Origin of the sequence: Oerskovia merdavium, assembly GCF_014836755.1 — a bacterium.
Classification (GTDB): domain Bacteria; phylum Actinomycetota; class Actinomycetes; order Actinomycetales; family Cellulomonadaceae; genus Oerskovia; species Oerskovia merdavium.
Genome location: NZ_JACSQF010000005.1, coordinates 129,095 through 147,228 on the forward strand (window position 1 = coordinate 129,095; position 18,134 = coordinate 147,228).

Annotated in this window: 16 protein-coding genes; 9 read left to right on the top strand and 7 right to left on the bottom strand. The window is 74.2% G+C overall.

Annotated elements, in window-relative coordinates; genetic code table 11:
• The first annotated feature begins 42 nt into the window (after positions 1 to 42).
• From metX to H9641_RS06625, 5 genes are all read left to right on the top strand, one after another.
• Entirely contained in the window at positions 43 to 1,260 is a 1,218-nt protein-coding gene (gene metX, locus H9641_RS06605; protein WP_191802096.1) for a homoserine O-acetyltransferase MetX, read from the top strand.
• Between the two features lie 127 nt (positions 1,261 to 1,387).
• On the top strand, positions 1,388 to 2,101 hold the full coding sequence (locus H9641_RS06610) for a maleylpyruvate isomerase N-terminal domain-containing protein (RefSeq protein ID WP_191802098.1): 714 nt from the start codon (positions 1,388 to 1,390) through the stop codon (positions 2,099 to 2,101).
• Positions 2,102 to 2,165: 64 nt separating this feature from the next.
• Positions 2,166 to 3,101, top strand: a complete 936-nt coding sequence (gene cofD / locus H9641_RS06615) for a 2-phospho-L-lactate transferase (RefSeq protein WP_318244420.1) — start codon at positions 2,166 to 2,168, stop codon at positions 3,099 to 3,101.
• A complete protein-coding gene (gene cofC / locus H9641_RS06620; protein WP_225220088.1) occupies positions 3,098 to 3,997 on the top strand; it encodes a 2-phospho-L-lactate guanylyltransferase in 900 nt (299 codons plus the stop codon). Before cofD ends, cofC begins: the two co-directional genes overlap by 4 nt.
• 64 nt (positions 3,998 to 4,061) lie before the next feature.
• Positions 4,062 to 4,634, top strand: a complete 573-nt coding sequence (locus H9641_RS06625) for a GNAT family N-acetyltransferase (protein ID WP_191802100.1) — start codon at positions 4,062 to 4,064, stop codon at positions 4,632 to 4,634.
• A gap of 43 nt (positions 4,635 to 4,677) precedes the next feature.
• Here H9641_RS06625 and H9641_RS06630 read toward each other — a convergent pair whose 3' ends face one another.
• Positions 4,678 to 5,415 carry a nitroreductase family protein gene (locus H9641_RS06630; RefSeq protein ID WP_191802102.1) on the bottom strand — a complete coding sequence of 246 codons (738 nt, stop codon included), beginning with the start codon at positions 5,413 to 5,415 and terminating at the stop codon, positions 4,678 to 4,680.
• Positions 5,416 to 5,603: 188 nt separating this feature from the next.
• Here H9641_RS06630 and gadC point away from each other — a divergent pair, with 188 nt between their 5' ends.
• A complete protein-coding gene (gadC, locus tag H9641_RS06635) occupies positions 5,604 to 7,106 on the top strand; it encodes a putative glutamine/gamma-aminobutyrate antiporter GadC (RefSeq protein WP_318244421.1) in 1,503 nt (500 codons plus the stop codon).
• Here the strand turns inward: gadC and H9641_RS06640 are convergent.
• The 4 genes from H9641_RS06640 to H9641_RS06655 all read right to left on the bottom strand — a co-directional run bounded on the left by H9641_RS06640 (position 7,103) and on the right by H9641_RS06655 (position 14,220).
• Positions 7,103 to 9,946: an FAD-binding and (Fe-S)-binding domain-containing protein gene (locus tag H9641_RS06640; protein WP_318244432.1), complete on the bottom strand. Its 2,844-nt coding sequence runs from the start codon at positions 9,944 to 9,946 to the stop codon at positions 7,103 to 7,105. The two genes, gadC and H9641_RS06640, sit on opposite strands and share 4 nt — an antisense overlap.
• A 562-nt stretch (positions 9,947 to 10,508) precedes the next feature.
• On the bottom strand, positions 10,509 to 10,979 hold the full coding sequence (locus H9641_RS06645) for a DIP1984 family protein (RefSeq protein WP_191802104.1): 471 nt from the start codon (positions 10,977 to 10,979) through the stop codon (positions 10,509 to 10,511).
• A 194-nt stretch (positions 10,980 to 11,173) separates the two neighbouring features.
• Positions 11,174 to 13,279 carry a YhgE/Pip domain-containing protein gene (locus H9641_RS06650; protein WP_191802105.1) on the bottom strand — a complete coding sequence of 702 codons (2,106 nt, stop codon included), beginning with the start codon at positions 13,277 to 13,279 and terminating at the stop codon, positions 11,174 to 11,176.
• The gene (locus tag H9641_RS06655) at positions 13,276 to 14,220 is read right to left on the bottom strand and encodes an ABC transporter ATP-binding protein (protein WP_191802107.1); all 945 of its coding nucleotides are present in this window, start codon (positions 14,218 to 14,220) and stop codon (positions 13,276 to 13,278) included. The genes H9641_RS06650 and H9641_RS06655 overlap by 4 nt, the downstream gene beginning before the upstream one ends.
• 180 nt (positions 14,221 to 14,400) lie before the next feature.
• Between H9641_RS06655 and H9641_RS06660 the strand changes: the two genes are divergently transcribed.
• Positions 14,401 to 15,441 (top strand): NAD-dependent epimerase/dehydratase family protein, encoded by a 1,041-nt coding sequence (locus H9641_RS06660; protein WP_191802109.1) that lies wholly within the window; start codon positions 14,401 to 14,403, stop codon positions 15,439 to 15,441.
• An 85-nt stretch (positions 15,442 to 15,526) separates the two neighbouring features.
• On the opposite strand, the gene H9641_RS06665 is transcribed toward H9641_RS06660, so the two are convergent.
• Positions 15,527 to 15,967, bottom strand: a complete 441-nt coding sequence (locus H9641_RS06665) for an OsmC family peroxiredoxin (RefSeq protein WP_191802111.1) — start codon at positions 15,965 to 15,967, stop codon at positions 15,527 to 15,529.
• 126 nt (positions 15,968 to 16,093) lie between these two features.
• Here H9641_RS06665 and pnuC point away from each other — a divergent pair, with 126 nt between their 5' ends.
• Positions 16,094 to 16,723, top strand: a complete 630-nt coding sequence (pnuC, locus tag H9641_RS06670; protein ID WP_191802113.1) for a nicotinamide riboside transporter PnuC — start codon at positions 16,094 to 16,096, stop codon at positions 16,721 to 16,723.
• Positions 16,720 to 17,766 (top strand): AAA family ATPase, encoded by a 1,047-nt coding sequence (locus H9641_RS06675; protein ID WP_191802115.1) that lies wholly within the window; start codon positions 16,720 to 16,722, stop codon positions 17,764 to 17,766. Before pnuC ends, H9641_RS06675 begins: the two co-directional genes overlap by 4 nt.
• 34 nt (positions 17,767 to 17,800) lie before the next feature.
• Here the strand turns inward: H9641_RS06675 and H9641_RS06680 are convergent, their stop codons facing one another.
• Positions 17,801 to 18,118: a YbjQ family protein gene (locus H9641_RS06680; protein ID WP_318244422.1), complete on the bottom strand. Its 318-nt coding sequence runs from the start codon at positions 18,116 to 18,118 to the stop codon at positions 17,801 to 17,803.
• Positions 18,119 to 18,134 lie beyond the last annotated feature (16 nt).

Sequence of the window (18,134 nt, forward strand, 5' to 3'; positions counted from 1 at the left end):
GGCGGGGGCGCCCCGGGCGCCCCGGCCGTACAGTGGTCGGCAATGACTCCCCCGCCCCCTTCCGCGTCCTCCCACCCGCCCGCGCGGCGCGGGTCGGACTCGCGTGCGAGGGCCAAGGCGCCCGTGCCGGCCACGGCCGCGTGGCGCGCAGGGGACCCTGTCGGGGCCCGGCTCTTCGCGGACGTCGGCACGTTCGACCTCGAGGCCGGGGGACGACTTCCGGACGTCCGCGTCGCGTACGAGACCTGGGGCACGCTCGCGCCCGACGGGTCGAACGCGGTGCTCGTCCTGCACGCCCTGACGGGCGACTCGCACGTCGTCGGCCCTGCCGGCCCGGGCCACCTGTCGGCCGGCTGGTGGGAGGCCATGGTCGGGCCCGGTGCTCCGATCGACACCGACCGCTACTTCGTGGTCGCCCCCAACGTCCTGGGCGGCTGCCAGGGCACCACGGGCCCCGCCTCGGCCGCCCCCGACGGTCGTCCCTGGGGCGGGCGCTTCCCGCGTATCACGACGCGCGACCAGGTCGCCGTGGAGATCGAGCTCACGCGGGCGCTCGGCATCTCGTCGTGGGCGCTCGTGATCGGCGCGTCCATGGGCGGGCTGCGCGTGCTCGAGTGGGCGATCCTCGGCCCCGAGTCCGGCATCTCGGTCGAGTCCGTCGCGGTCATCGCGTCGGCCGCGCAGACCTCGGGAGACCAGATCGCCTGGGCGCACCCGCAGATCGGCGCCATCCGTGCGGACCCGCAGTACCGCGGCGGCGACTACTACGACGTGCCCGACGACCAGGGACCCCACGTGGGCCTGGGCATCGCGCGGCAGATCGCGCACGCGACCTACCGCAGCGCACGCGAGCTCGACGAGCGCTTCGGCCGGCTGCCCCAGGGCGGCGAGGACCCGTTCACGGACGGGCGCTACGCCGTCCAGTCCTACCTCGACCACCACGGCGACAAGCTCTCGCGCCGCTTCGACGCGAACTCCTACGTCGTGCTCACCGAGTCCATGCTGACGCACGACCTGGGCCGTGACCGGGGCGGCGTCGACGAGGCACTGGGCCAGATCACGGCCCGCACGCTCGTCGTGGCCGTCGACACCGACCGTCTGTTCCTCCCCGCGGACTCGGCACGCATCGCGCAGAAGGTCCCCGGGGCGCAGCCTCTGCGGCTGCTGCACTCGGAGTTCGGGCACGACGGCTTCCTCATCGAGTTCGACCAGCTCGGGCCCATCGTCACGCAGTTCCTCGCGGAGCGCGCCCAGGTCTGAGGCCGTCGCGCGTCGTGTGCGGCGGCGCCCCGGTTCGTCGACCGTGTCGCGGCCGCTGCCAGCCCGCCCGCGTCCCGCCCCGCGCACCGCGCGTGACGCCGCGCCCCCGACCAGGCACGATGTCCCCATGACCGCAGACCTGACCGAGGCCACCGCCGCCCTCCACGCCCAGTGGGACCGCCTGGAGAGGTGGCTCGGCTCGCTCGACGACACCCTGGACGACGCGGTCGACCAGCCCAGCGTCCTGACGGGCTGGACCGTGGGCGAGCTCGTGTCGCACCTGGGGCGCGCCATGGACGCGCTCGTCGCCGCGACGCCCGTCGCACCCGGCACCAACCCGCTCACGCTCGCCGAGTACCTCGGTACGTACCCCGAGCGCGCCGAGCAGATCGCCCAGGTGACCCGCGCGCTCGACGAGGAGATCGCGGCCGACCGCCTCACAGCGGTCTCGGGCTACGCACGCCGGGCGTTCGCGCGCCTCGACGAGCTCGCCCCGACCGAGACCGTGATCCAGGCCCGCCGCGGCCCCATCACGCTGCGCGACATGGTCGTCTCCCGGCTCATCGAGCTCGTCGTGCACGCCGACGACCTCGAGCGCAGCCTGCCGGGGGTCGCGGAGAAGGCCGTCGACCGCGCTGCCCTGGACCTGGTCGCGGCCGAGCTGCTGCGTATCGTCGTGACGCGCGGCGGGTGGAGCCTCGAGGTCGTCGACCCGCGCCTGTGGGTCCGGCTCGCGACGGGCCGCACCCCGTACGACACCGACGACCTGGCCCGCGCGCTCGCCCCGCTCCACACCTCGGACTCAGTCCCGGACCTGGGACGCATGCTGCCGCTGCTCTGAGCTCGCCCCCTCGGAGGGGCGGCCAGGGACCGACCGTCCCAGACCGCCCCACTATGCTCGTCCGGTGGTGAACGACGCGCGGGTGACGGTCCTGGCAGGCGGTGTGGGTGGGGCGAAGCTCGCCCACGGCATGGAGCTCGCGGGGGCCGACCTCACGGTCGTGGTCAACACGGCCGACGACGTCGAGCTCCACGGTCTCGCGATCAGCCCCGACCTCGACACCGTGACCTACACGCTCGCAGGGCTCGCCGACGACGTGCGCGGCTGGGGCCTGGCCGGGGAGACCTACGCGACGCTCGACGCCATGCGGCGCCTGGGCGAGGACACGTGGTTCACGCTGGGCGACCAGGACCTCGCGACCCACGTGGTGCGCACGGCCCGCCTGCGCGCCGGGGACACGCTGTCCGAGGTCACGGCCCAGATCACGGCCTCGCTCGGGGTGCGCTCGCACCTCCTGCCGATGACCGACGACCTGGTCGCGACCGTGGTCGAGACGGCCGACGGGTCGCTCGGCTTCCAGGAGTACTTCGTCGCCCGCCAGCACCGGGACGAGGTCCTGGGGCTGACGTTCGTGGGCGCCGAGCAGGCGGCTCCCGCCCCGGGCGTGCTCGACGCCGTCTCGGGAGCGGACCTGCTCGTCGTCGCCCCGTCGAACCCGTTCCTGTCGATCGCACCCGTCCTGGCCGTGCCGGGGGTCCGCGACGCCCTCGCCTCGTCGACCGCGCGCCGTGTCGCGGTGAGCCCGATCATCGGTGGCCGCGCGCTCAAGGGGCCCGCGGCGTCGGTGCTCGCGAGCCTGGGGCACGACGTCTCGGCCCTGGGCGTCGCGCGCCTGTACGTGGGACTGGTCGACGTCATGTGCATCGACGAGACGGACCGGGACCTCGCGCCCGCGATCGAGGCCCTGGGGCTCGAGGTGCTCGTGACGGACACGGTCATGGGTGGCGCGGAGGGACGCGAGCGGCTGGCACGCGAGCTCCTCGCCACGGCATCGGCATGATGCCCGACGGCGCCACGCCGGCCTCGCCCGACGCGTCACCCGCGCGGGGCGACCTGCCCGACGGCGCCCCGCGCCCAGGGAGCGCCCGTGCGGCGAGCGCCGTCCCGGCCGAGCAGCGCGTCGTCGCGGTCGTGCCGCTGCGCGACGGGTCCTCAGGGAAGTCGCGGCTCGCGGCGGTGCTCGACCCCGCGGAGCGCAGCCGCCTGATCGCGGTGCTCGCGCGGCACGTCGTCGGGACGCTGCTCGCGAGCGAGGCCGTGGGACGGGTGCTGGTCGTGACGTCGGACCCGCGGTTCGCGTGGCGCGCGCTGGGGAGCCTGGTGCCGCCCGTGCCGCCACCCCTGGACGACGACCCCGGTGCGGCGGCGGTGACCGGCACGCCCGCGGAGGGCGACGAGGCCGGCGCCGAGGGCGACGGTCCCGGCCGGCTCCAGATCGTCCTGCAGCCCGCGAGCCGCCCCGGCCTGAACGCCGCGCTCGACGTCGGTCGAGAGCTCGTGGTCGACACCTCGGGGCCCGGTGAGGGGGCCGCACGGCCCGCCCGCCTCCTGGTCGCCCACGCGGACCTCCCCGCCCTCACGGTCGAGGACGTCGAGGCCCTGCTCGCCGAGGAGGCGCCGGTCGTCGTCGCGACCGACCGGGCGCGCTCGGGCACCAACCTCCTGGTGCTCGCGGCCGACGCGCCGTTCACGTTCCGGTTCGGCGCCGGGAGCCTCGAGGCCCACCTGGCCGAGGCGGCCCGGCAGGGCGTGCGCGCCGCCGTCGTGCAGCGGACCGGGACCGCGGTGGACCTCGACACGCTCGACGACTGGGCCGAGCTGCCCGCGGACGTGCGGGCGCGCGACGAGCTCGCGGAGCTGCACCGGGCCATGGACCGGGCGGGCTCGGGCGCCTGAGGCGCCGGCCCCTCAGGACGACCAGCCGATTGCCGGTCCCGCATGCCGGTGGCATCGTGACCGCATGGCGATCGACGTGCGGCCCGCGACGGTGTTCGGCGACGTGCGGACCATGGTCGGGCCCAAGCGGCCCGACGCCAACGTGTGCTGGTGCCTGAGCTACCGCATCGGCTCGAAGGAGAACGTCGCGCTCGTGGGCCCCGAGCGCGGGGCCCTCGTCGAGGAGCTCTGCCGCCAGGACCCGCCGCCGGGCGTGCTCGCCTACGACGAGGACGAGGTCGTGGGCTGGGCCGCGGTCCACCCGCGCGCCGACACGGCCTTCGCGCGCAACCGCAAGATCCCGCACGTCGACGACCTCGACGTGTGGTCGGTGTGGTGCCTGCGCGTGCGCCCCGGGCACCGAGGCGCGGGCATCTCGCACCGGCTGCTCGAGGGCGCGGTCGCGTTCGCGCGCGAGCACGGCGCGCCCGCGATCGAGGGGTACCCGCTCGACAACGAGGGCCGGAAGATCGACCTGACCATGGCGTACGCGGGCACCAAGAAGCTCTTCGAGGACGCGGGCTTCACCCAGGCCGCGACGACCGGCTCGGTGCTCAACGGCTTCCCGCGCGTGCTCATGCGGCTCGACCTGCGCTGACGCCGGGCGTCCCGCGCCAGGGCGGCAGCGGGTTGCCCCGGGTTCACCACCCGCCGCGGTGCACCACGTCCTCGAGCGGTCGCCGGGGGCGCCGCGAGGGCGAACCGCCCGACGGCGCAGCACCGGTCCCGGCTCCCACCGCGCCCTCCCGAGGAAGGGGCTCCGCGGAGTGCCCCACCGCGACCACCCCGGTGACCAGGAGCTCGGGCGGCACCCCGAGCTCGGCGCGCAACGCCTCGACCTGCCCGGGCGGCACCCCGAAGAAGCACGCCCCGAGCCCCTCGTCGACCGCCGTCTGGAGCATGAGCAGCGACGCCATGCCCGCGTCGACGTGCCAGTACGGCACGTCCCACGGCGACTCGTCCTCGCCCGCGGCCTGCGCCGCAGCACGGGCCTTGTCGTCCTCGGCGTACCGCGCGAGGTAGGCGTCGCGCGAGGTCAGGACCACCACGAGCACGGGGGCGGTGCGCATCCCGGCGAGCCACCGGCTCTCCTTCGCGGGGGGCGCAGGGACCTCGTCGTCGGCCCCGCCCGCAGCGGACCTCGCTGCGCCGTCACCACCCCTGCCCGGCTCCCCCGCCACCACGGGTGAGGTCGCGGACCAGAAGCGCGCGACGTCGTCGGGCCGGTCGAGGACCACGAACGCCCAGCCCTGCGTGAAGCCCGCGTTGGGCGCGCGCACCGCGTTGTGCAGCATGCGCTCGACCGCGCGCGGCGCGACCGGCTCCCCCGTGAAGCGACGGACCATGCGGCGGCGACGGACGACGTCCTGGAACTCCATGCCGACCATGCTGCCAGCCCGCGCCCGCGTCGCGGGACGCCCGACGCCCGCTGCGCTCACCCACGCCCGGCACAGCGGGGTCCCGCCACGCGCCCTCCGCGCGCGCCACCGCCCCACCGGTGCCACGATGCGTGAGTCGCGCCGTCGGCCCCGACCCAGCACCAGCCCGTCGCAGGAAGGCCCAGCCCGTGAGCCAAGAACGCACGAGACCCGGCGCGGGGACCATCACGGTCGCCGGCCTCGCCGTCATGAACATCGTCGCGGTCGTGAGCCTGCGCGGTCTGCCCGCCGAGGCCGAGTACGGGCTCGCCTCGACGTTCTACTACCTGTTCGCCGCCCTGTTCTTCCTGGCCCCCGTGGGGCTCGTGGCCGCCGAGCTCGCGACCGGCTGGCCCGAGGAGGGCGGCATGTTCCGCTGGGTCGGTGAGGCGTTCGGGAGCCGGTGGGGATTCCTCGCGATCCTCATGGTCTTCATCGAGGGCTGCATCTGGTTCCCGACGATCCTCACGTTCGCCGCGGTCACGCTCGCCTACACGGGCGACGCCGCGGCGGCCCAGCAGATCTCGGGCGACAAGCTGTTCGTGCTCGCGGTCGTGCTCGGGGTGTTCTGGCTCGCGACGCTCGTCGCGCTGCGCGGCGTGCGGTCGTTCTCGCAGGTCGCGAAGTGGGGTGGGATCGTGGGGACGCTCGTACCCGCCACGATCCTCATCGGCCTGGCGATCGCCTACCTCGCGGCGGGCAACACCTCGCAGGTCGAGCTCTCGTGGGGTGCGTTCGTGCCGGACCTGTCGAAGTTCTCGAACATCGTGCTCGCCGCGGGCATCTTCCTGTTCTACGCGGGCATGGAGATGAACGCGGTCCACGTGCGGTCGATCAGGAACCCGATCCGCAACTACCCGATCGCGATCCTCGTGGCCGCGCTCGGGGCCGTCGTCGTGCTCGTCCTGGGGACGCTCGCGATCGCGGTGGTCGTGCCGAAGGGGCAGATCAGCCTCACGCAGAGCCTGCTGACCGCGTTCGACACGCTGCTCGGCTGGGCGGGCGTCGGCTGGGCCGGACCCGTCCTGGCCGCGATGCTGGCCGTGGGCGTCCTCGCGGGCGTCGTGACCTGGGTCGCAGGCCCCGCGACGGGGCTGCTCTCGGTCGCGCGCGCGGGCTACCTGCCCCGGTGGTTCCACCGGACCAACCGCGCGGGCATGCCGTCGCGCATCCTGCTCGTGCAGGCCGCGATCGTCACGGCCCTGTCCGTGATGTTCGTGATCCTGCCGTCGGTCCAGGCGGCCTATCAGCTCCTGAGTCAGCTCACCGTGATCCTGTACCTGGTCGCGTACGTCCTGATGTTCGCGGCCGTGATCGCGCTGCGGTACTCGCAGCCCGACCGGCCGCGCCGCTACCACGTGCCAGGCGGCATGGTGGGTGTGTGGGTCATCGGCGGGTGCGGGCTGCTCGCGGCCACGCTCGCGCTCGTCGTGAGCTTCGTGCCACCCGCTCAGGTCGAGGTCGGCAGCCCGACGACGTACGTGGGCCTGCTCGTCGGCCTCAGCGTGGTCTTCGTCGCGCTGCCGTTCTGGGCGTACAGCGCCCGCAGGCCGTCGTGGCGCGACGAGACGCTCGACTTCGCGCCCTTCACGTGGCAGGTCGGAGCAACGGCGGGCGAGCCCCTCCCGGACGTCCGGGCACCGCGCCCCTAGAGGCGCTCCGCGAGCAGCTCGACGAGCGCCTTGCCCTGCACTCCCCCGAGCTGGTCTGCCTGGGTGCGGCACGAGAAACCGTCGGCCAGGAAGATGTCGTTCGGCCCGGCGGCCCGCAGCGCGGGCAGGAGCGCGTTCTCCGCGACCTGCACCGACACGTCGTAGTGGCCCTTCTCCATGCCGAAGTTCCCGGCGAGGCCGCAGCACCCGGCGAGCGTGTCGATCGTGGCGCCGGCACCGCGCAGCAGCTTCTCGTCGGCCTGGAAGCCCATGACGGAGTGCTGGTGGCAGTGCGGCTGGACCACGGCCGTGACGTCGGACAGGTCGGGGACCTTCCACCCGGACTCGGGTGCGGGCCGCGTCTCGGGGCTCGTGAGCAGCTCGGCGACGGTGTTGGTCGCTGCCGCGACGGCCTTCGCGCGCGGGTCGTCGGGGAAGAGGTCGAGCAGGTCGGAGCGCAGCACCGCGGTGCACGAGGGCTCGAGCCCGACGATCGGGATCCCGTTGACCGCGAACGGCCCCAGGACCTGGAGCAGGTTCTCGAGGCGCTTGCGGGCGCCGTCGAGCTGGCCCGTGCTGATCCAGGTCAGCCCGCAGCAGGCCTGCTGGTCGGGCACGATCACGTCGTAGCCCGCGGCGTCGAGCACCGCGACCGCGGACTGCGGCACCGAGGGCGCGAGCGCGTCGCTGAACGAGTCGGTCCACAGCACCACCTTGGGCCGCGTGTGGTTCGCGGGATGCCCGGGCGTCTGCCCGACGGCGAGCCCGGGCACCCCGTTCGTCGCGCCTCCCCGCTTCCACCAGGTGCGGAAGGGGACCTCGGCGAAGCGGGGCACCTCGCGGCGCGAGTCCATGCCGCCGAGGCTGAGCACGAGCTTCGCGATCGGCCGGATGCCGAGCACCGCGTTGATGACGCGCGGCATCATGCCCGCGAGGCGCGCCCAGCGCGGCAGCCAGCCCAGGGCGTAGTGGTTCATGGGGCGCAGCTTGCCCTGGTAGGTCCGGTGCAGGACCTCGGCCTTGTACTGGGCCATGTCGACACCTGCGGGGCAGTCGGCCGAGCACGCCTTGCATGACAGGCACAGGTCGAGCGAGTCGCGGACCTCGGGAGAGGTGAGCCCGCCCACGAGCGTGCCGTTGATCGCGTCCTGGAGCACGCGGGCGCGGCCGCGCGTGACGTCCTTCTCGTCCTTGGTCGCCTGGTACGAGGGGCACATGAACCCGCCCGACGCCGAGGAGTCCGCGCGGCACTTGCCCACACCGACGCAGCGGTGGACGGCCTGGGTCATGTCGCCGTGGTCGTGGCTGAACGAGAAGCCGCCCTTGGTCGGCAGCACGGGCAGCGCCCTGGGCCGGCGCAGGTCCGCGTCGACCGCGTTGGGGCGCACGATCACGCCCGGGTTGAGCACGTCCTGCGGGTCGAACAGGGCCTTGATCTGCTCGAACAGCGAGATGGCTTCGGGTGAGTACATGACGGGCAACAGCTCCGAGCGGGCGCGCCCGTCACCGTGCTCACCCGACAGCGAGCCGCCGTACTTGGCCACGAGCTGCGCGGCCTCGGTCATGAAGGTGCGCAGCACCGACCCGGACGTCTCGAGCGGGATGTCGATGCGCAGGTGCACGCACCCGTCGCCGAAGTGCCCGTACGGCAGGCCGTCGACGCCGTAGCGCGCCATGAGCGCGTCGAGGTCGCGCAGGTAGGCGCCCAGCTTCTCCGGGGGGACCGCGGAGTCCTCCCAGCCCGGCCACGCCTGCTCGCCCGCGGGGGTGCGCCCGGCCAGCCCGGCGCCGTCGGCCCGGATCTGCCACATGGCCGTGGCGTCAGGACCTGCGGGCAGGATGCGCGTGGACGTCGACGCGGAGGCCGCGACGATCGCCTCGGCGTTCGCGTACGCCTCCTCGGGGGTCGCGCCCCCGACCTCGACCATCATCCAGCCGCCGCCCGGCGGCAGCTCGGGGACCGAGTCCGCGCCCTTGGCGCGGCGCACCACGTCCACGAGGCGCGCGTCGAGGCCCTCGACCGCGAGCGGGCTCAGCGAGAGGAGGGCGGGGACGTCGTCGGCCGCGGTGGGCATGTCCTCGTAGGCGAGGACGACGAGCGTGGGTGCGCTCGGCATCGGCACCAGGGCGACCGTGGCCTCGAGGATCGTCACGAGCGTGCCCTCGGTGCCCACGAGCATCTTGGCGAGGTCGGAGCCGTTCTCCGGCAGCAGGTGCTCGACCGAGTAGCCCGAGACCTGGCGGCCGAACCGACCGAACTCGGTGCGGATGAGCGCCAGGTTGTCCTGGACGATCCTCGCGAGGCCCGGGACGGCCGCGAACGTCGGGTCGCCCTTGCCCGCGGTGAAGCGCCGGCCCGTGCCGTCGACCACGTCGAGCTCGACCACGTTGTCCGCGGTGCGCCCGTAGGCGACCGCGTGCGGGCCGCACGCGTTGTTGCCGATCATGCCGCCGAGCGTCGCGCGGTTCTGCGTCGAGGGGTCCGGGCCGAACCGCAGGCCGTGCGGGGCCGCGGCCTTCTGGAGCGTCGACATGACCACGCCCGGCTCGATGCGCGCCGTGCGGGCCTGCGGGTCGACCGACAGGACCCGGTTGACGTGCCGCGAGAAGTCGATCACGACGCCCGGGCCGATCGAGTTGCCCGCGACCGACGTGCCCGCGCCGCGCGCCGTGAGCGGGACGCCCAGCTCACGCGTCACGTCGAGCGTCGCGACGACGTCGTCGGTCGAGATCGGGAAGACCACCATCTCGGGGACGACGCGGTAGTTCGAGGCGTCGGTCGAGTACTCGGCCCGGCGGCGCGTCGAGGTGTCGACGATGCCGCGCGTCGTGGTCCGCACCGCGGTAGCGACGGCCTCGCGGGCCGCGTCCGCCGCGTGCTCGGCCTCGCGCAGGGCCGCGGACCGCGCGGACTCCTCGGCGGCGGCCGCCCTCGCGGCGTGCTGGGCGTCTGCCTCCGTGGTGCGCTCTGGCGGGACGGGGGCTCCTGCGGCGTCGAGTTCAGCAGTCACGTCGGCGATTCTCCCACCACTCCCTCGAGGGGGTGACGCCCGTCCGGGGAGTGTCCGGGATCCGTGTCAGGTGTGGGACGGGTGCCGAGCGTACGGAGCGGACGGAAGGCCCCGGACCCACCCTCGCCACGTGCGGGTCAGCACTCGGTGGTGCGCTGTGCCGGGTGCGCGGTGCACGTGTGCGCCGTGCTGGGCTGCGATGTGCCAGGGAGACCCTGTCCAAGCCTGCCCACCGGCTCCTGGAGTTGCCCTGCCCGGGCCGGGTCGTGCTCGCTCCCGCTCGTGGCTACCGACTTCCGTCCGCTCCGGTCGCCACGGTACTGCGGGACGAGGGATCGGGCGCTCCGACCACCCGTCCCCCGAGAACTGCGGGAGGGCCGTGCGAGGCGGTTCACTCCTCGACGTCGTCCTCGACGTCCGCCGTCCAGTTGACCTGCTGGATGCGCGTGTCGAGCTCGCGCAGCGTCCGAGCCAGGTCGTCGGCCTGTGCCCGGGTCGCGGGCACGTCGACGCCCGACACGTACCGCAGCTCGGTGCGTGTGAACCGGTCCTGCGAGGCCGACGCGGCGTCGGCGAGGTCGGTCCGCAGACGGTGCCGCAGGCGCAGCACGTCCCGGCGGGCGAGCGCCGCGGTCATGGTCAGGCCGGGCTCCACCTCGGTCGCGAGGTTGGCCGCGTTGATCCGGGCGATGAGCGACTCGAGCCGGGCCGCGAGCCGCTCGTGCTCGGCGAGCAGCGCCACAGGGTCCTCGGCGGGCAGGTCACCCTCCTGGTGCCGTGCATTGGCGACCGCACGGCTCGCCACCTGGGCGAGCCTGCGCTGGAGGTCGGCGCGCAGCGCGAGGGCCTCGGCGAGCTTCATGGTGGATCGACTCCTGGTTCTCGGGCGGGACGGGGTGCAGGTCCGAACCTATCCCGGGTGGTCCGGCCCGGCACGGTGCACGTCACTCCGCCCGGCCCGACGGCGGCAGCCGGGTCCCCCCGCGACATGCGGCCGCCGGGGTCGTGTCGGCGCCCCCCCCCCCCCCGCCTCTCGATCCGCTCCGGGCCAGGTCGCTAGAGCACCAGCTCGGGCTGCAGCCTCGACGGGCTCCAGACCCGTTGCTTGTACGCCGCGTACGTCGTCGCGAGCAGGGCGACCGCGAGCACGACGAGCAGGACCCCGACGTCGCGTGCGACCGTCGCGAGGTCTCCGCCGTACAGAAGCTGCCGCAGCCCCTCGACCGTGTAGGACATGGGCAGGAACCTGTGCAGCGAGCGCAGCGGTTCCGGGATCGTCTGCCACGGGAACGTCCCGCCGGCCGTGACGAGCTGGACCAGCATGAGCACGAGCCCCAGGAACTGCCCCACTGCCCCCAGGTAGACGTTGAGCGCCTGGAGGATCGCGACGAACGTCGCGGACGCGAGCACCAGCAGCACCGCGGTCCCCACGGCGTAGACGGGGTCGATGTCGAGCGCGAACTTCACGACCGTGAACATGAGGGCGACCTGCGCGATCCCGATCACGGCCGGGGGGATCCACCCGCCCAGCGCGGTCTGCCACGCGGGCCGTCCGGCCGCGAGCGACCTGGTCGACAGAGGCCGTACGAGCAGGAAGAGCACGTAGGCCCCGATCCACGCCGCGAGCGACATGAAGAAGGGGGCGAGCCCGGCCCCGTACGTGCCGGCGTTGGCGATCGTGTCCTTCTTGACCCCGACGGGGTTGCCGATCGTCTTCGCGGTGTCCTCCTGCGTCTGCTCGTCGACGTCGGGGATCTTGCCCAGCCCTGCCACGAGCCCGTCCCGCAGCTCGGTCATGCCGGACAGCAGCTCGCCCGTCCCGTCGCGCAGGGTCACGCTCGAGGACGCCAGCTCCGTGGCGCCGTCGGACACCTGGGCCGTGCCCGAGGCGAGCGTGCCCGCCCCGCTCGCGAGCGTGTCCGCGCCCGCGTCGAGCTGCGCCGCGCCCGAGGCGAGCTGGTCGCCTCCTGACGCCGCGGTCGCGATGCCCTGCGTGAGCGCGGGCGTCGCGCCCGCGAGGGTCGCGGCCCCCGCCGCGACCTGCGCCGAGCCCGAGCTGAGCTCGTCGAGCTTCTGCGACGCGCCTTCGACCTGGGTCGCGGCAGCCTCCACGCGCGGGGTGACGTCGTCGATCACCTGGGTCACCACGGGCAGGATCCGGTCCGCCTGCTCCTGGGTGAGGTCTCCCGAGGCGACGAGCTGGGCGAGCAGGGCCGCGACGTCCGTCTGGGCGTTCCCCAGCTGCCCGACGACGTCCCTCGCCGCCGCGGCCGCCTCCTGCCCGTAGCCCGCGACCTGGGCGTTGCCGTCCGCGACCTGCTGCGCGCCGTCGGCCAGCTCCTGCGTCTGGGACGGGAGGTTCGCGGTCTTGCTGCGCAGCGTGTCGAGACCGTCCGACAGCGTGGCCGCGCCCGAGGAGAGCTTGCCGCTCGCGGTCGCGAGCTCGTCGGCCCCCGTCGCGAGCTTCGAGGCGCCGGCCGCCGTCTCCCCCGCCCCCGAGGCGAGCCGCGCGGTGCCGTCGACGAGCTGCACGGTCCCGTCGGAGAGCTGCGTGGCACCGTCGACCAGCTTCTGCGCGCCGTCGACCCCGCTCGCGAGGTTGGTGTGGATCGACGCGAAGCCCTTGAGGAACGTGTCCGCGGCCTCGGTGCCGACCTGCTCGGCGATCGAGTCGCGGACCTTGCCGACGATCGTGTCGGCGATGGTCGCGGCCAGGTAGTTGTTGGCGTCGTTGGTGATGAGGATCAGGCTCGCCTGCTGGGGCTCGAACTTGCCCGAGGACGCGAGGTCCTCGGAGAACGTCGGCCCGATGATGAGCGCCGCGTCGAAGCGCCCCGAGCGCACGCCCACCTCGGCGTCGGCCTGGCTCGTCTCGACCCAGCCGAACCCGCCGTCGCCGCTGAGCAGCTGCTTGGCCACCTCGTCGCCGAAGTTGGTCTGGGTCGACGTGCCGTCGGCCGCGTCCTCGACCGTCGCGCCGCGGTCCTGGACCACGAAGGCTGCGGGGATCTCCTGGAGCTTGTCGTACGGGTTCTCGTTGGCGAACAGGTAGAGGCCCGAGTAGAGCGTCGGGATGACGATCATGGCGAGGATCGCGAGCTTCGGCAGCGTGCCCGCGCTGATGCGCCGCAGCTCCGAGATGCCCAGGCGGATGGCGGTCATCGGTCGGTCTCCTTCCCGGGGGCGGGAGCGTCGGGATCGACGGGCCCCGGGGGCGCGACGGGCACAGCAGGATCCACGGGCACCGGGGGCGCGACGGGCACAGCGGGATCCGCCGCGGCCGGGAGCCCCGGCGGCTCGGCACCACCGGGGGCCTCGCCGACGGCCTGGTGCCTGCCGGGGGCCTCGCGGTCGAAGAGCAGGGTCGGGTCGGTCAGCTCGGCGCCCTCCTCCTCGAGACCACCGCCCTCCGGTGCGAGCACCGCGGGCTCGGGCCGGGTCCGCAACGCCTCGACGGGCGCGGCCCGCAGGGCGTCCGCACCGCGAGCGGGGGGCAGGTCCGCCCCGAGGTCACGGGCCGAGGACCGCGTGCACTCGACCAGGACCCCGTACCCGAGCGAGGCGAGGGACTCCGCGACCGACCACCAGCCCGACGGCTCGCCGCTGTGCCGGTCGGGGAGCGTCAGCACGACGAACCGGACGTCCTTGCGCTCGGACGCGAGCGAGGACAGGAGCGCGGTCCGCACCGCGCCGTGCAGCGCGTCGATGCGCTCGCCCCGACGGTCGAGCAGGTCGTGGTCGGCGAGCCACCGCGTGGCGTCGCCGGGCAGCGACCGCCGGCCCGCGAGCGAGAGCTCCTCCGCGACGACGTCGCCGACCGTGAGCGCCTCGTCGGGCTCGGAGATGCCCGGCACGTCGACCACGGCCGTGACACGACGCAGCTCGGCCGTGGACGTGGTGGTCGAGCCGTCGTCCTCCACGAGCGTGACCGTCCCCGTGTACGGCGCGAGCCGCCCGGTCGCGACGAGCGCGAGCGCGGTGTGCCCGTGCCCGGGCTCGCCCGCGAGGAGCACGCACTCGCCCGACGAGACGCTGAGGGTGGTGGCCTCGAGCATCGGCGAGCGCCGACCCTCGACCTGGACGTCGTCCAACGTGATCTGCACCTTCGGGTCCTCTCGTGGCGAGGCCCACCGGGATACGCCGCGGCGGCCTCCCGTCGATCTTCCGTTGGACCGCCGGGGAGCGCACCTTGTCCCCTGCCGGCCGGGTGAAGGTCGTACGTCCCCCGGCCGAGGCGGCGCATCGTCGGTAGCCTGGGAAAACGGGCGACGAGAGGAGACTTCATGCGCGCCGTGATCGTGGGTGCGAGCGGCAACGTCGGGTCGGCCCTCCTGCGCAGGCTCGCGGACGAACCGGTCGTGACCTCGGTCGTGGGCGTCGCGAGCCGTGTGCCGCGCGCGGACGGCTCGAGCACGGTCGTCGCGCCGTTCGACTCCGCCGAGTGGGTGCGGTGCGACCTGAGGGACCCGGAGGACGTCGTGACCTCGCGGCTCGAGGGGGCGTTCGTGGGCGCGGACGCCGTGGTGCATCTCGCGTGGGCGATCGAGCCCGCGCACGACCGGGACGAGCTGGCCCGCGTCAACGTCGAGGGCACGCGACGGGTCGCCGCGGCCGCGGCACGCGCGGGGGTGGGGCACCTGGTCGTCGCGTCGTGCGCGAGCGCGTGCTCGCCCGCGTTCGACGACGTCCCGCGTGACGAGTACTGGCCCACCGCGGGCATCGCGGGGTCGGTCAGCAGCGCCCAGAAGGTCGAGGTCGAGGAGCTCCTCGACCGGTTCGCGGCCGCTCACCCGAACGTCGTGGTGACGCGCGTGCGTGCCCCGTTCACGTTCCAGCGCGACGCCGCGAGCGAGGTGTCACGGTTGTTCTTCGGTCGGCTCCTGCCCGTGCCGCTTCGCCGCAGGGGATTCCTGCCGACGCTCGTGTGGCCGCGCGGGATGCGGCTCCAGGTCGTCCACGCGGACGACCTGGCAGAGGCTTATCGCGCGATCCTCGTGGGGCGCCACGCGGGCACGTTCAACGTCGCCGCTCCGGAGGTCCTCTCGGGGCCCGACGTCGCCGCGATCGTCTCGCAGGGAAAGCTCCGTGAGGTCTCGCCCACGTCGCTGCGGCGCCTGGTCGCCCTGGCCTGGGCGGCGCGGGCCGTCCCGCTCGACCCGGGGTGGTTCGACGTCGCGCTCGCGGTGCCGGTCCTCGACGCGTCGCGGGCGCGCAGGCTGCTGCGCTGGGCGCCGTCGCACGACGCCCGGTCGACGGTCGCCGAGGTCGTCGACGGACTGGTCGAGGGCGCGGGCACGCAGAGCCCGCCGCTGCTGCCGCACTGACGCCGACGTGAGGGTTCCGGACCCGAGGCCGGTCGGCAGCTCGCGCAGCCTGCCTGACCGGCCTCGGGTTCCGCGCCCGGAACCGTCAGGACTCGTAGGTCGCGTCGAGCGTGATCGTCGTGCCCGTGAGCGCCTTGGAGACCGGGCAGGTGGCCTTGGCCGTCTCCGCCGCCTCGAGGAAGCCGGCCTCGTCGAGGCCCTCGACCTCGCCACGGACCGTGAGGGCGATCGCGGAGATCCGCAGGCCGCCCGCCGGGTCCGGCGTCAGCGTGACGTCGGCCGAGACGTCGAGCGCGACGGGCGTGCCGCCCGCGGCGCCGATCACTCCGGAGAGCTGCATCGCGTAGCAGGAGGTGTGCGCGGCCGCGATGAGCTCCTCGGGGCTCGTGACTCCCCCGGCCTCGTCGGCCGTGCGACGCGGGAAGCTGACGTCGAACGTCCCGACGCCGGAGCTCGTGAGCTCGACCTGTCCGGTTCCCTCCTGGAGGGTGCCGTTCCATGCGGTGCGTGCGGTGCGGACTGCCATGATGTGGCTCCTTCGAACGTGGTCAGGGGTGCAGGATCGTGCGTACCGACGGTAACCCCGGAGGCGGGCCGCTCGCAGAAGGGTCCGTCGCCCGCCCCGCCCCCCGGGTGCCCCTAGGGTGTCCCGGTGAGCATCGAGGAGATCATCGGCTTCGTGACAGGCGCCCTGTGCGTCTGGCTGGCCGTCCGGCAGAACGTGTGGACCTTCCCGATCGGGCTCGCGAACAACGCGGTGTACGTGATCCTGTTCGCCTCGACCGGGCTCTACGCCGGCGCGGGGCTCCAGGTCGTGTACCTCGTCCTGGGCGCGCTCGGCTGGTACTGGTGGGTGCGCGGCGGGGAGGCGCACCGTGCGTTGACCGTGCGACGGACTCCCGCATGGGTCTGGCCCGCCGCTGCGGTGGGCGCCGCCGCGGCGACCGCGCTGCTGGTCTGGGTCCTGTCGACGTGGACGGACTCGACCGTGCCGTTCTGGGACGCCCTGACGACCTCGACCAGCCTGGTCGCCCAGCTCATGCTGGGGCGCAAGTGGGTCGGGAGCTGGTGGGTGTGGATCGTGACCGACGTGATGCTCGTCGGCCTCTACGCGAGCCAGGGGCTGTGGCTGACGGCCGTCCTCTACGTGGGCTTCATCGGCCTGTGCGCGCTGGGGCTCCGCGACTGGTCGGCGGAGCTGCGCACGGGCACGGGCACGGGCAGCGGCACGGCCACGGAGCCCGACGGTACCGAGCCCGCAGCCCGGCAGGACGCCCGATGACCCGGTTCGCGCACGGCCTCGTGATCGGCAAGTTCTACCCCGTGCACGCGGGCCACGTGAACCTCGTGCGCACGGCCTTGTCGCGGTGCGAGCGCGTGACCGTCCAGGTGCTCACGGCCTCCCAGGAGTCGATCCCGGGCGAGGTCCGCGCCGGGTGGCTGCGGGCCGAGGCGCCGGGCGCGCACGTCGTCACGGGGCTCGACGACGCCCCGGTCGACTACGCGAGCCCCGACGCGTGGGCCGAGCACGTCAAGGTCATGGAGTCGCTCCTCGACCCGGCCGACGCCCCCGTGGACGCCGTGTTCACGTCGGACCGGTACGGCGTCGAGCTGGCCCGCCGGTTCGACGCCGCGTGGGTCCAGGTCGACCCGGGCCGCGCGGTGGTCTCGGTGTCCGGGACCGCGGTCCGCGCCGACCCCGGGGCGCACTGGTGGGCCCTGCCCGCCTCGGTGCGGGCATGGTTCGCGCGCCGCGTCGTGGTGCTCGGCGCCGAGTCGACCGGTTCGACGACCCTGGCCACCGACCTCGCCGAGCACTACCGCCTGGAACCCGTGCTCGAGTTCGGCCGCGAGTGGTCGGAGGTCCGGCCGGGCGGGCTCGAGGCACCGTGGCACACCGCGGAGTTCGACCTCGTCGCCCGGGAGCAGGCTCGGCGCGAGGACGAGGCCGCGACCCTGACGCCGATCCCGCTGGTCGTGTGCGACACCGACGTGCTCGCGACGACCCTGTGGCACGAGCGCTACGTCGGCTCACGGTCGGCGAGCGTCGAAGCCCTCGCCGCGACGCGCCGCCCCGACCTCTACCTCCTCACGGGCGACGAGATCCCGTTCGTCCAGGACGGGCTGCGCGACGGCGAGCACATCCGCCACGCCATGCAGGACCGCTTCCGGGAGGTCCTGGCCGGGCAGGACGTGCCGTGGCTCGAGCTGCGCGGCGACCGGGCGAGCAGGCTCGCCCGGGCGATCGACGCCGTCGGGCCGCTGCTCGCCACGCCCCGCGCCGTGGCCCCGCCCATGACGCAGGCCGGGACCGACGCCTACTGAACCAGGCCGCGAGCGCCCTCAGCGGACTCCGCCGTCAGGGCGCGAGCACCACGGCCGTCCCGTACGCCACGATCTCCTGGTAGCCGTTGCCGACCTCGTCGCTGTCGTAGCGCATCGCGAGGATCGCGTTGGCGCCCTGCGCCGAGGCCTCCTCGACCATGCGGGCCACGGCCTCGTCGCGCGACTGCTGGAGCTGCTTGGTCAAGCCCTTGAGCTCGCCGCCGACGATCGACTTGAGCCCCGCCCCGATCTGCGCGCCGACGTTGCGGGACCGGACGGTCAGACCAGTGACCTCGCCGACGACCTGCTGCACGGTCCGGCCCGGGACATCGTTCATGGTGGAGACCAGCACGGTACGTCCTCCTCAC

What these genes read in the sequence shown, in the direction of transcription:
- H9641_RS06675 (WP_191802115.1), top strand. Translation starts at nt 16,720, where the DNA reads ATGACCCGGTTCGCGCACGGCCTCGTGATCGGCAAGTTCTACCCCGTG.
- H9641_RS06630 (WP_191802102.1), bottom strand. Translation starts at nt 5,415, where the DNA reads ATGGAGTTCCAGGACGTCGTCCGTCGCCGCCGCATGGTCCGTCGCTTC.
- H9641_RS06660 (WP_191802109.1), top strand. Translation starts at nt 14,401, where the DNA reads ATGCGCGCCGTGATCGTGGGTGCGAGCGGCAACGTCGGGTCGGCCCTC.
- H9641_RS06645 (WP_191802104.1), bottom strand. Translation starts at nt 10,979, where the DNA reads ATGAAGCTCGCCGAGGCCCTCGCGCTGCGCGCCGACCTCCAGCGCAGG.
- H9641_RS06610 (WP_191802098.1), top strand. Translation starts at nt 1,388, where the DNA reads ATGACCGCAGACCTGACCGAGGCCACCGCCGCCCTCCACGCCCAGTGG.
- H9641_RS06665 (WP_191802111.1), bottom strand. Translation starts at nt 15,967, where the DNA reads ATGGCAGTCCGCACCGCACGCACCGCATGGAACGGCACCCTCCAGGAG.
- metX (WP_191802096.1), top strand. Translation starts at nt 43, where the DNA reads ATGACTCCCCCGCCCCCTTCCGCGTCCTCCCACCCGCCCGCGCGGCGC.
- H9641_RS06650 (WP_191802105.1), bottom strand. Translation starts at nt 13,279, where the DNA reads ATGACCGCCATCCGCCTGGGCATCTCGGAGCTGCGGCGCATCAGCGCG.
- H9641_RS06625 (WP_191802100.1), top strand. Translation starts at nt 4,062, where the DNA reads ATGGCGATCGACGTGCGGCCCGCGACGGTGTTCGGCGACGTGCGGACC.
- cofC (WP_225220088.1), top strand. Translation starts at nt 3,098, where the DNA reads ATGATGCCCGACGGCGCCACGCCGGCCTCGCCCGACGCGTCACCCGCG.